13 protein-coding genes are annotated in these 12,705 nt (G+C 43.2%); 8 read left to right on the top strand and 5 right to left on the bottom strand.

What is annotated here, in order from left to right:
• The first annotated feature begins 112 nt into the window (after positions 1-112).
• On the top strand, positions 113-1,816 hold the full coding sequence (locus AY605_RS12155) for a M61 family metallopeptidase (protein WP_064096643.1): 1,704 nt from the start codon (positions 113-115) through the stop codon (positions 1,814-1,816).
• 383 nt (positions 1,817-2,199) lie between these two features.
• On the opposite strand, the gene uraH is transcribed toward AY605_RS12155, so the two are convergent.
• Together uraH and AY605_RS12165 are read right to left on the bottom strand one after the other, a co-directional pair.
• Complete coding sequence (gene uraH, locus AY605_RS12160; RefSeq protein WP_064096644.1) at positions 2,200-2,598, bottom strand: hydroxyisourate hydrolase; 399 nt, start codon at positions 2,596-2,598, stop codon at positions 2,200-2,202.
• A gap of 71 nt (positions 2,599-2,669) precedes the next feature.
• Positions 2,670-3,167, bottom strand: a complete 498-nt coding sequence (locus AY605_RS12165; protein ID WP_064096645.1) for a GlcG/HbpS family heme-binding protein — start codon at positions 3,165-3,167, stop codon at positions 2,670-2,672.
• Between the two features lie 120 nt (positions 3,168-3,287).
• Between AY605_RS12165 and AY605_RS12170 the strand changes: the two genes are divergently transcribed.
• Together AY605_RS12170 and AY605_RS12175 are read left to right on the top strand one after the other, a co-directional pair.
• Positions 3,288-3,959: a heavy metal response regulator transcription factor gene (locus tag AY605_RS12170; RefSeq protein ID WP_064096646.1), complete on the top strand. Its 672-nt coding sequence runs from the start codon at positions 3,288-3,290 to the stop codon at positions 3,957-3,959.
• Positions 3,956-5,329 carry a heavy metal sensor histidine kinase gene (locus AY605_RS12175; RefSeq protein WP_064096647.1) on the top strand — a complete coding sequence of 458 codons (1,374 nt, stop codon included), beginning with the start codon at positions 3,956-3,958 and terminating at the stop codon, positions 5,327-5,329. The genes AY605_RS12170 and AY605_RS12175 overlap by 4 nt, the downstream gene beginning before the upstream one ends.
• 8 nt (positions 5,330-5,337) lie before the next feature.
• On the opposite strand, the gene AY605_RS12180 is transcribed toward AY605_RS12175, so the two are convergent.
• Positions 5,338-6,126 carry an rRNA large subunit pseudouridine synthase E gene (locus tag AY605_RS12180; protein WP_064096648.1) on the bottom strand — a complete coding sequence of 263 codons (789 nt, stop codon included), beginning with the start codon at positions 6,124-6,126 and terminating at the stop codon, positions 5,338-5,340.
• A 194-nt stretch (positions 6,127-6,320) separates the two neighbouring features.
• On the opposite strand from AY605_RS12180, the gene icd reads away from it, so the two are divergent.
• The 3 genes from icd (at position 6,321) to AY605_RS12190 (ending at position 8,696) form a co-directional block, all read left to right on the top strand.
• Positions 6,321-7,577, top strand: a complete 1,257-nt coding sequence (gene icd, locus AY605_RS12185) for an NADP-dependent isocitrate dehydrogenase (RefSeq protein ID WP_064096649.1) — start codon at positions 6,321-6,323, stop codon at positions 7,575-7,577.
• 292 nt (positions 7,578-7,869) lie between these two features.
• Positions 7,870-7,995, top strand: coding sequence for a hypothetical protein (locus tag AY605_RS15345; protein ID WP_263600643.1), 126 nt, complete (start codon positions 7,870-7,872; stop codon positions 7,993-7,995).
• A 143-nt stretch (positions 7,996-8,138) separates the two neighbouring features.
• A complete protein-coding gene (locus AY605_RS12190) occupies positions 8,139-8,696 on the top strand; it encodes a M23 family metallopeptidase (protein WP_064096650.1) in 558 nt (185 codons plus the stop codon).
• Here the strand turns inward: AY605_RS12190 and AY605_RS12195 are convergent.
• On the bottom strand, positions 8,675-9,886 hold the full coding sequence (locus AY605_RS12195; RefSeq protein ID WP_064096651.1) for a YbfB/YjiJ family MFS transporter: 1,212 nt from the start codon (positions 9,884-9,886) through the stop codon (positions 8,675-8,677). The two genes, AY605_RS12190 and AY605_RS12195, sit on opposite strands and share 22 nt — an antisense overlap.
• 213 nt (positions 9,887-10,099) lie before the next feature.
• Positions 10,100-11,530 (bottom strand): pyridoxal phosphate-dependent aminotransferase, encoded by a 1,431-nt coding sequence (locus AY605_RS12200; RefSeq protein ID WP_064096652.1) that lies wholly within the window; start codon positions 11,528-11,530, stop codon positions 10,100-10,102.
• A 228-nt stretch (positions 11,531-11,758) separates the two neighbouring features.
• On the opposite strand from AY605_RS12200, the gene msrB reads away from it, so the two are divergent.
• Both msrB and AY605_RS12210 read left to right on the top strand, forming a co-directional pair.
• Positions 11,759-12,178, top strand: a complete 420-nt coding sequence (gene msrB, locus AY605_RS12205; protein WP_064096653.1) for a peptide-methionine (R)-S-oxide reductase MsrB — start codon at positions 11,759-11,761, stop codon at positions 12,176-12,178.
• Positions 12,175-12,651 (top strand): glutathione peroxidase, encoded by a 477-nt coding sequence (locus tag AY605_RS12210; RefSeq protein ID WP_064096654.1) that lies wholly within the window; start codon positions 12,175-12,177, stop codon positions 12,649-12,651. The genes msrB and AY605_RS12210 overlap by 4 nt, the downstream gene beginning before the upstream one ends.
• Positions 12,652-12,705: the final 54 nt, after the last annotated feature.

A 12,705-nucleotide genomic window follows, 5' to 3' on the forward strand; every position in this document is an offset into this window, starting at 1 on the left:
TTATACAGATAGCTAGTCGTAAATGTAGACAAATAAGACAGCTAAACCATCTTGGCTTAAAAAATGCTAAGCTAAGCTATATCTCATTTATTTTAATTTTATATCGTCTATTATGTTGCATTATCAAATCGAATTTGACGATTATCGTCAGCATCTTATTCACGTAACTGTTCGCTTTCTTGCTGATCCGACGCAAGTCTTGTCATTGCCGACCTGGATTCCAGGAAGCTATCTGATCCGGGAATTTTCCAAACATATTGAAGCGGTCAAGGCTTATGATGAAGATGGGCGCCAGCTACAAATCCAGAAGTTTGAAAAGAATAAATGGCGTTTATTCAACACCGATCATGAGCTGATTACGGTGGAATATGATGTCTATGCCTATGACCTGTCCGTTCGTGGTGCATACGTGGATCAAAATCGTCTCTACGTGAACCCGGCTTGTGCATGTCTGGGGCTGGAAGGTCAGGAAAATAAAGAAATTGAACTGGAAATCTTCCTGCCAGATGAATTAAAGCATTTCCAATTGGCAACCGGCATGCAGGCCAAAAGTCTGGTCAAAGGCCGTTTCACGCTGAAAGCTAAAAACTATGCCGAACTGATTGATGCGCCATTTGAGCTGGCAGAACAAACCCGTTTCAGTTTTGAAGCAAATGGTATTCCACATGAATTTGTAGTGTCCGGTAAACACGCCATGAATGCTACGCGTATGCAGCAGGACATTGAAAAAATCTGTCGTACAGAAATTTCCATGTTTGGTTCAGCACCGTTTGCGGACTATACTTTTATGACGATGGCAACCGGCAACAGCTATGGGGGGCTGGAACATCCGAACTCGACCAGCCTGATTACACCACGCGATGACTTGCCGAAAGCCAATGAACCTGAAGAACCTTCAAAAGATTATCAGCGTTTCCTCGGCTTATGTAGCCATGAATATTTCCATTCATGGTTGGTGAAGTTTATTCGACCTGAAAACTTCGTGAACTATGATCTAAACAGAGAAGGCTATACGTCTTTGCTGTGGATATTTGAAGGCTTTACTTCCTATTACGATGATTTGATTTTGCTGCGTAGCGGCGTGATTAATCAGGAATCGTATATTGCTTTGTTAAAAGCACAGATTGACCGTTATTTGCAAAATCCGGGACGTGCGATTCAGTCAGTGTCTGAATCCAGTTTTGATGCCTGGGTGAAATTCTACCGTCAGGATGAAAACTCCACTAATGCCGGAACCAGCTATTACAACAAAGGTTGTCTGGTAGCGCTATGTCTGGACTTGGGACTGCGTTTACGTGGTTCAAGTCTGGATGCCTTAATGCGCCGTTTGTATGAAAATGCGCAAAATGGTATTCAGGTGCACGAACGGACAATCTTTGAATTATGCAAAGAACTGACAGGTGATGATTGGTCAGAACAGATTAATCACTTGATCAATACGACAGATGAACTGCCGCTGGATCAGCTCTTACCTGAGTTTGGTATTGGTTATAGCCTGAAAAATGACAAGTCTTTGCCATTCGGCTTAAAGCTGGCAGATAAGCCGGAAGGTGTACTGGTTCAATCTGCTCGTCGTGATGCTGTGGCTGTACAGGCCGGTCTTTCTGCCAATGACATGATTATTGCGATTGACGGTCTAAAAGCCACGACCAAGCTTCTCGAAAGCTATGCAAAACAGAATGGTAGTTTTACAGTATATGCGTTCCGTCGAGATGAGCTGATGACTTTTGAAGTTCAGGCAGGCGGTTCTGAACTGACTGAAGTTGAATTGAAAGTTGAAGATCAGGCCAAAGCTGAAAAGTGGCTTAAAGCTTAATTCAATTTCAAACTTTAAAACCGATGCTTAGGCATCGGTTTTTTTATTGACTAAATATCAACATGATATTTATTTAATGAGCGGTCAGGAAGTTCCATTGAATTTAGCTGTGATTTAATGATGCTGATTCCTCATTTGAATATCATAAAATGCTAGTACGACCATTATTGGTTTTGCGTTTTGCTTATAGCAGTCAATGTATCGCAAAGACCTCTTGGTCCTGATTAAACATCTGGTTAACTTGCTAATCCAATGCAAAGCTCCTTTTTTGAATACATTTTATTTTTTAGATCATTAAATATGAATCGTAAATGGCATTTTAATAAAAGAATAATAAGAAAAAAAAGGAAGGCCCAAAGAGGGTGGGCCTTAAGTGGGAGAGCTTAGTTGCCGCGATAGGTTGAATAACCATAGGGGCTTAATAGCAGCGGGATATGATAGTGATTGACTGAGCCATCTACTTCAAAAATCACCGGTACTTCCGGGAAAAAGCTGTTTTGCTTTTGGGTTTTAAACCAGTCACCAGTTTTAAAAGTCACTTTGTAGGTTCCTTTATCAAAGGTTTTATTCTCTGGGTATAGTGCTGTGATACGACCCTGAGGATTAGTCCTTGCTTGTGAAAGCTGTACCCATTTGCCATTTTTCTGTGTTTCCAGCGTCACTTCTACATTTGGAGAAGGCAAGCCATTTTCCAGATTCAGCACGTGCACACTCAGCGGGTTCTGGGCAAAAGAAAGAGTTGCTGCAGTAGTGGCAAGAGTCGCGATTAAGATTTTTTTCATATTGTGTTCCTCGGTGGAATGACGGAATAATGTTTAATCAAAGGAATAAAAAAATTACTAATTAAAAGACATCAAAGCTGCTTTAAGGTGATTTGAATGCCGCTATTGGCACATTGATGATCCTGTACTGAGCCGCCTGCACCTGCGACGCCTACAGCGCCTACAATCTGGTTTTGGTAAATGACAGGGACACCACCACCCAGTAATAGCAATTCAGGCAAGCTATTCAGATTCTGTGCATCCGGATTTTTCTGGGCATTGCGCATAAAATCCAGTGTGCTGGTTTTAGTTGAATACGCGGTGAAAGCTTTCCGTTCCGCTGCAATCAGGTTGTGAATGCCGACAGATTCATGGCGCTGGCTGGCCAGCAGGTTGCCACCCTGATCCAGAATAACGACTGCCGCCGGCTTGGCCTGTTTCTGGCAAGCAAGCATGACGTTGCTGGCCATGAGCTTTGCTACTTCTAGCGACATGACTGGTGCCGTTTTAAATTCTGCATGCGCCAGTGAGCTGAGTAGTAATACGCTGCTGAGCAAGGGCAGGGTTGTGTTGGCGATTGAAATTTTCATGGTTATCTTTCATGCAATTGGCTACTGGGGCTATCTTAGAAAAAAATCCACCAGTACAGCATGACAATCAGATTACCAATTTGTAATCTAGAACTAGCTAAAAACAGCTAAACTACTGACATGCATATTTTAATTGTAGAAGATGAAGTCAAGATTGCTGAATATCTGGCAAAAGGACTGAATGAGTCAGGTTATAGTACGGCCATCGCAGAAAATGGCGTGCGTGCATTATCGTGTTTGCAGCAACAGTCTTTTGATCTGGTGCTGCTTGATGTGATGCTGCCGGACCTGGACGGCTGGCAGGTATTACACACCCTGCGAACTTTTAGCCAGATTCCGGTATTAATGCTCACTGCACGTGATCATGTGCTAGATCGGGTTAAAGGACTGGAGTTTGGTGCCGATGATTATCTGACCAAGCCTTTTTCCTATATTGAATTACTGGCCCGAATCAAAAGTCTGTTGCGCCGTGTGCCGCGTCTGGAGCAGGAGGCCTATCAGGTTTCAGATCTGGTATTGAACCGCTTAAAGCATGAGGTTTCCCGTAACGGACAAAAGATCGACTTGAGCCAGAAAGAATTTGCGCTGTTGCAATTGTTAATGGAGCATCAGGGACAGGTGATGACCCGGAGCCAGATTGCGTCCATGGTCTGGAATATCAATTTTAATACTGATACTAATGTAGTCGATGTGGCTATTCGCAGGCTGCGTAGCAAAATTGATGATCATTACACGCCAAAACTGATCCATACTGTACGTGGCATGGGTTATAAGCTAGATGAATGTCCATGAAAAACCCAGTGTTATTGCCGTTGGCAACACGTTTAAGTATTGCATTTGCACTGGTGTCTTGCGTGGTGTTTCTGAGTGTGGCGTTGCTGTCTTATCAAAATATGCAACAGATGATTCAGACCCAGCAGGATCAGGCGCTGGCCGCTCGTATTTCCCGGATTGAGATTTTTCTTGAAGATGCTCAGAGTTTCAAACTTCTGGTCCAGCATCCCAAATTATATGAAAATATGCTGGGACAGGAAGATAATTTACTGCTGCTGCAGTATCAGAATAGTCGTCTGATCGAAATCAATCCTTTGCAGGTTCATATTCCGACATTGCATTATTCCTCCAAATTACAGTTTCAGAATAATCAGGCTGAACATCCTTCAACACGTCTGGCTTTTAAACAGGTGCAGTTTGATGGTCGCAGCTACCAGCTAGTAGCGGGTAAACAGTTGGCAGAAGGACAAAGGGCACTGGCAACCTATTTATCAAAACTGGTGCTCTATAGTCTGCTTGGTATATTGCTCTCGACCTTTATGGCCTGGTTGGCTGGACGCTATATTCTCAAGTCAATGCGTCAGCTGATGCTGGCGACAGCACAGGTCAATATTCAGCAGCCCAATCAGCACATTGATGTTCAGAGTAATACGCTTGAGGTGCAAGAGCTGAGTCAGGCCATGAACGATATGCTCGGTAATATTCAGTCTGCATATCAGCAGTTGGCACGTTTTTCTGAGGATATTTCGCACGAACTTCGCACGCCATTAAACAATTTAATCGGGCAGACACAGATTCTGTTATCGCGGCCGCGCGAGCCTGCTGAACTGGAAAATCTGCTCTATTCCAACCTGGAAGAATATGAACGCCTAAGCCAGATGATTGAAAGCATGCTGTTTATCGCGCGGGTAGAGCATGGTGGATTTACGGTTGAAAAACAGCATTTCAATCTGAATGAGATGCTGCAAGAATTACTTGAGTACTTCAGTTTTCTGGCTGAAGAAAAGCAGATGCGTTTAAAAATTAATGTTGCAGCAGATTTAAGTCTGACTGCCAGCACCGCATTATTACAGCGCGCAGTTGCCAATCTGATCAGCAATGCCATTACTTATGGTCAGCCGGGGAGTGAGATTAGTGTGTCGGCACAGCGACTGAATCATCGCATCAAAATATCGGTGCTGACGCCAGAGGTATGGGTTGCAGATGAGCATCATCCGCATTTATTTGACCGTTTTTATCAGATAGATGACAGCCGACATGAAAAAGCCCAGACGGGTGGTCTGGGCCTTGCCATTGTGCAGTCGATTATGCAGCTCCATCAGGGGGGAACAACTGTAGAAAATACGCCGTCTGGCGTGATGTTTAGCCTGTCACTACCTGATGAATAGGCTGGGCTTTAACCACGACCCCGGCCACGACCACGTGGTGCCTTGGTATTTGGACGAGTAGTACCATTGGTGCGACGTTTCGGCTTTTCGCTTTCGTCCATTTGCCAGATGCGTTTGGTGCCAGACTTTTTCACGGAACCATCTTTGTTCTTGCGAACGATTGGTTTGCCACCCGTACCCCCCGGCTTCTTCACATAAGAACGTGAACGATATGGTTCTTCAGCAGGGATATTCTGGAAGTCAGGGTAAAGTAATGGCTCAATTTCTCTGGTCTCACCCGGCTGCAATCCCATACGAACCAAATCAATCTCACCAATTTTGGTACGGATCAAACGTAAGGTCGGGAAGCCGACAGCAGAAGTCATGCGACGAACCTGACGGTTACGACCTTCACAGATGGAAATCTCCACCCAAGACGTCGGAACAGAGGCACGGAAACGAACAGGAGGATTACGCTCCCACAACCATTCCGGTTCAGACACTTTTTCAGCACGTGCAGAAAGCGTCATGCCATCTTTCAGTTCAACACCTTTACGAAGCTGTTCAAGGGCCTCGTCAGTGATATCACCTTCAACCTGCACCATATAAGTTTTAAACTTTTTATTGGCAGGATTGGTGATATATTGGTTGAGACCACCGTGATCGGTGAGAAAAACCAGACCTTCTGAGTCCATGTCCAAACGGCCAGCAAGGCGCAGATCTTTGTCGTTGACGAAATCGGCCATGGTAGGATGCTTTTCATCCGGACGGAATTGGGAGAGGACGTCATAAGGTTTGTTTAGAATGACGATTTTCATAGGAAATAACTTCTATAATTACATTAATTTAAAAAATGTAGAGGTTTATTTAAAAGGGAAACTTTGTTATTTCCCGTATAAATCTCAAAAACAACAAATCTGGATTAGAATATTATGCGTTAAGAACAGCTGAAAGTATTGCCTAATTGGCAATTATTTAAGATTTGTCAGCGGCATTAGGGAGAATACTAATAATGGGATATCAAAAAATCGTAGTACCTGTGGATGGTACCAAAATTACCGTAAATGCAGACCTTTCACTCAACGTACCAAATAATCCAATTATCCCATTTATTGAAGGGGATGGAATTGGTGTTGATATTACACCAACAATGCAGGCTGTGGTAGATGCTGCTGTGCAAAAAGCATACGCCGGGAAGCGTTCCATCGAATGGATGGAAGTCTACTGCGGTGAAAAAGCTAATAAAATTTATGGCATTTATATGCCTGAAGAAACTCTGGAAGCGCTGCGAGATTATGTAATATCTATTAAGGGTCCACTGACTACGCCAGTCGGTGGGGGTATTCGTTCCCTGAACGTGGCATTACGCCAGGAACTGGATTTATATGTCTGTGTGCGTCCGGTACGCTGGTTTGAAGGTGTTCCGTCACCGGTACATCATCCGGAACTGACCGACATGGTCATTTTTCGTGAGAATTCAGAAGATATTTATGCCGGAATTGAATGGAAAGCAGATTCTCCCGAAGCAAAAAAAGTGATCAAGTTTCTGAAACAAGAAATGGGTGTAACCAACATTCGCTTTGAAGACAATTGCGGGATCGGGATCAAGCCTGTCTCTAAAGAGGGTAGCCAGCGTCTGGTGCGTAAAGCTATCCAGTTTGCTATTGAGAATGACAAGCCGAGTGTGACCTTGGTACACAAAGGCAATATCATGAAATACACTGAAGGGGCGTTTAAAGAATGGGGCTATGAAGTTGCGCTAGAACGTTTTGGTGGAGAGCTTTTAGATGGTGGGCCGTGGGTTAAAATCAAAAATCCGAGAACAGGTAAAGACATTATTATTAAGGATGTCATTGCCGATGCTTTCTTGCAGCAAATTTTGATGCGTCCGGCAGATTATTCCGTGATTGCCACACTGAACTTAAATGGTGACTATATTTCTGATGCGCTTGCTGCGGAGGTCGGGGGAATCGGGATTGCACCGGGTGCCAATATTGGCGGTTCGATTGCGGTCTATGAAGCGACCCACGGGACAGCGCCTAAATATGCCGGACAAGATAAGGTGAATCCGGGCTCGATTATTCTGTCTGCAGAAATGATGCTGCGTGATATGGGCTGGACAGAAGCTGCTGACCTGATCATTAAGGGGATTTCAGGGGCAATTGCGGCAAAAACGGTGACTTATGATTTCGAGCGCCTGATGCCAGGTGCGACTTTACTTCGTTGTTCTGAGTTTGGTCAGGCCATCATTGACAACATGGATGCTTAAAACTGCAATTTATGAATCAAAACCTGCATTAACTGCGGGTTTTTTTATAGGCGCCTTTTCACTAAAAGTTTAAGTGATTTCAGCTCAAAGTTAAAATGGGTATCAGGCTGCAAATTTATGTAAGAAGTGTAATAAGGCCCAAAATGATTCGCTCATAGCTGAATGACTTAGGGAAATTTGTATTACATTAACGTATTTGGATACAGCTCAGCGATTGGCTTATTTTGTATACAAGGTACAGTAATGAATGGAACTTCCAGTGATTAGAGAAGGTTCTCTAAAGGAGTATATAATGGCGAAAACTAGAGCGAAGCATAAGCAGGTCCAGCAAAAAGACAAGCAGAACAATGCTCAGAACGAAGAGCAACAACAACAGCAACAACCATCGAAACCATCTCGCGCAAAAAAACGCAGGTAATCTCTTTTTTAACTTAAATAACAAAACCCTCATGTGAGGGTTTTGTTATTTAAAAGCTTATATAAAATCATCACTAAAAATAACAGGATTATGATTTTAAATTAGGCGGTTGTGATTAAGATAAAAGTCATTTATTTAATTAGATGCGAATATTGGTGAAATTTCTTTGGATTATAAGCTTACTGTTGTCTATGGGGTTTTTACTGACGGCCTGTCAGCCACCGCCGTCAGGTCAGGCAGCGGGATGGAAAAGCCCATATCTATATTGGCAATTACAAAGAACCGAGTTAGAAGCGCCGCTACAGATTCCGGTGGAAGGGGTTACAGTCGGCCAAATCAATGATACCTGGGGGGCAGCACGTAGTGCCGGTCGTAAACATGAAGGTACAGATATTTTTGCCAAACGTGGTACACCTGTATTTAGTGCGACTCAAGGTATTGTACGGAAGATTGGGACCAATAATCTGGGTGGAAAAATCATCTGGGTGACCGGTCCAAATATGAGCCAACATTATTATGCGCATCTGGACGATTATGCAGAACATATTCAGGAAGGTGACTGGGTTGAGGCAGGTGAAGTTATTGCTTATGTGGGCAATACGGGTAATGCCAAAAATACCCCGCCGCATTTACATTATGGGATTTATTTAGGTGGGCAAGGGCCCACGAACCCGTATCCTTATTTGGTACCTTCTTTTTGAGTAGAATCTGGCTGAAAGTGTTTGTTGGTTTTGAGTCCGGTGAAACCTGTATGCCAGAATAGTTGCAGGGTTCCCAATAAAAGGACAAATGCAGCCAATATAAACTGCTGATGGTAGCTTAATCCCAGATACTGTAGGGTACTGAAACTGAGGCCACCGATCAGCTGAACAGTGGCAAAACATAAGGTGGCAATACTCCAGAGTTTTTTATAAGCCAATCCATACAGTTGCAAAATGGTATAAGAGGTCAGGAAGACCACAGCGGGATTTAGCATCCCGGTAAAAAAGGAAGAGCTAAAAGTGAGTAAGGGATAGGCATCTAGAGTCGCAATAAAAATGGCCATAATATAAAGGCTATAAAGAATTTTCAGTGCAGCAAAATTACCCCATTTTCTGGCCAGTGCATAAGCACTCAAGGCACCTAAGGCACTGCCTAGTCCATACAGAATCCAGTTGAAATTAATCCAGAACAAGCTCAATCCCAACTGCTGGCTTAAATAATCAATCCAGAAGAGTGAATGCGGTATATAGGCGAATGCACTACAGGCGTATACCGTCAATAAACTATAAAAAATACTATTCAGAGGGAGATGAGCGGTAACAGCAGGTGCCTGTAGAGAAAGATAGGGTTTAAACTGCTGTAGTAGTAAGCTTAAAACAGTAGACATAAGTAGGGCAAAGCCCCACAAGATCAGCCATGCAGTCTGGACGGAAATTTGATCCAGATAGGGCAGAAACAGGGTTGCAACTAAAACACCTACTCCAATTCCGCTAAAACCAATAAAGTTGATTTTAAGACGGTCTTGAAGTTCACAGCACTGCGCGACCACACTCGGCGATAAGATCATCATTAATCCACCGCTGATCCCGGAAATAATCCGCCAAGCGATATACCATGCTTCAGAAAAACCAGAAAATGCACAGCACATCAGGCTGAACATGCCGGCAAAGGCTGAAATTTGAATATAAGTGCTCATACTCCGGTCTTGAGGCAGGCGCATGGCGGTAAATGCGCCGATCAAATAGCCCAGCAAATTGGCACTGCCCAAGAGACTGGCAAAATCTGTACTCCAGCCAAAGGCTTCGCGTGTACCAGGTAACAGGGCGGTATAAGAAAAACGAAGAATACCAATACCTAAGCACATGCTAAGACAGAGGAGCAGGCTGAGTTTTATTGTATTTGAGGACATCCGTGTACTCATAGAATTTTATATTTGGTCAAAAAATAACATGAATTTTTATGGTTGAGGAGGAATTGCCCGTTAAGAAACCCTGGAGTACAGAAATTTGTGCAAGAAAACCGCCAGGCTTTTTATAATGTATAAGTTAAAACCTGAATTTTTCAGAAAAGTAAAAAACCGCATTTAAAAATGCGGTTTTTTTTATATCGTCTGGTGCCGGAATTAACGCATCTTGGCCAGGAAACGGCCAACACGCGTAATAGCTTCACGCAGTTCATTTTCAGCCGGCAGGAATACTACACGGAAATGATCCGGTGTCGGCCAGTTAAAGCCTGTACCTTGAACCAGAAGTACTTTCTCTGCACGTAACAAATCCAGCATCAGTTTTTCATCGTCCTGAATTGGATACACATTCGGATCCAGTTTCGGGAAGCAGTACATGGCACCTTCAGGCTTGACACAAGATACTCCAGGGATCTCGTTCAGCATTTCCCAGGCAATATTACGCTGTTCATATAAACGCCCACCCGGACGAATCAGGTCGTTAATTGACTGATAACCGCCCAGCGCAGTCTGAATCGCATATTGTGCCTGATGATTGGCGCACAGGCGCATCGACGCCAGCATATCCAGACCTTCGATATAATCTGCTGCACGAGACTTGTCACCAGTGATTGCCATCCAGCCCGAACGGTAACCGGCAATACGATACGCTTTAGACAAGCCGTTAAATGATACGCAAAGTTGATTACCTGCCAAGGCAGCTACAGCAACATGCTCGATCCCATCGTAGACAATTTTGTCATAGATTTCGTCAGCAAATAAAATCAGGTCATATTTCTTGGCCAAGTCGACGATTTGTTGCAAGACATGACGTGGGTAAACCGAGCCAGTCGGGTTATTCGGGTTAATAATCACAATGCCGCGGGTATTCGGCGTGATTTTGCTTTCCATGTCGGCAATATCTGGATACCAGTGATTTTCTTCATCACATTTATAGTGAATCGCTGTACCGCCAGACAGATTCACTGCTGCCGTCCAGAGCGGATAATCTGGCATCGGAATCAGCATTTCATCGCCATCATCCAGAAGGCCTTGCATGGCCATTACGATCAGTTCCGATACCCCATTACCGACATAGACGTCATTGACGTGCATATCCAGAATACCTTTTTGCTGGTAATACTGGCAGATGGCCTTACGCGCCGGGAAAATCCCTTTGGAATCGGTATAGCCAATCGCATTTGGCAGGTTTAAAGCTACATCATTGATAATTTCTTGCGGCGCTTCAAAGCCGAATGGGGCAGGGTTACCAATATTTAATTTAATGATTTTATGGCCTGCTTCTTCCATCTCTATGGCCGCTCGTAACACAGGTCCGCGAATGTCGTAGCAAACATGATCAAGCTTGGATGATTTCTTGATTTCGCGAGGGGATTGGATAGTGTTCGGCATTTTGATGTTCTCGGATGGAATGGAGGTCACTTTTGCATAACGATATAAATAACTTTTAAATGTCTCAGTTGTGACTAGATCGAGATGGTGATCATCGCGGAGTAGTGCAACAATTTTCTCATGCGTAAATCCAAGCTGTTGATACTGTTTGATCACAGGCAGCAGATTTTTAAAAATTACGCTCTTTTTTTGCGACATTTTTTAATCCTGAGCAAATTTAAAACTAAGGATATCACTAAATTTGCTCACATAGAATCATTTAATACATAAATTGCTTACTTATATATTTTGCATTTGCTCACTTTTTGCTTTTATGGGCATTATTATCTTTTGTAAAATATTGAATAAAGACTAGAATTTTTAAAATGAATCACGTAAATATAGGATTATCCTATTTTAAATAGCAAGATAAAAAGGTGCGTAAGCATGGGAAAACTCAATAAAACAGACCGTGAGTGGCAAAGAGAGTTATCACCTGAGGAATTTCGCATTACCCGCGAGAAAGGCACAGAGCCGGCATTTACTGGAAAATACTGGAATACTAAGCAAGATGGAACCTATGTTTGCCGTTGCTGTGGCACCCCGCTGTTCTCATCAGAGACCAAGTATGACAGCGGCTGTGGCTGGCCAAGCTTCTACCGTCCTATCAGCAATTCAGTAGTAGAAGAATTACCTGATACTTCACATGGAATGGTCAGAACCGAAATTGTTTGTCATCATTGTGACGCACATTTAGGGCATGTTTTTCCGGATGGTCCGGAACCGACAGGCTTACGTTATTGTGTCAACTCGGCTTCTCTAGATCTAGAAACACAAGAAAAAAATGATGAGGAAACCTATCCATGACTAACATTTATCAGTTTGAAGCTGAATTGTTAAATGGCAAAAGCAAGGCGCTTGCGGATTATGAAGGCAAGGTACTTTTGATTGTCAATACAGCGAGTAAGTGTGGTTTTACCCCCCAGTTTTCAGGATTGGAAAAACTCTACGAAAAATATAAAGATCAAGGTCTGGAAATTTTAGGCTTTCCATGTAACCAGTTTGGTGGTCAAGATCCAGGTTCTAATGAACAGATTGGTGAATTTTGCCAGAAAAATTACGGCGTATCTTTCCCGATGTTTTCCAAGGTGGACGTCAAAGGCCCTGAGGCACATGCTATTTTTCGCTATTTGACCAATAATTCCAAAGGTATTTTAGGCAATGGGATTAAATGGAATTTTACCAAGTTCCTGATCGGACGTGATGGCAAGGTATTGAACCGTTTTGCTCCGACCACCAAGCCTGAAGATCTTGAAGATGAAATTGCCAAAGTATTGTAATGATTAGCGTCATCTTCTCATTATGAGATAAAAATAGAACTCATCTGATTTCAA

This window comes from Acinetobacter sp. SFD (assembly GCF_001647575.1).
Lineage (GTDB): Bacteria > Pseudomonadota > Gammaproteobacteria > Pseudomonadales > Moraxellaceae > Acinetobacter > Acinetobacter pecorum.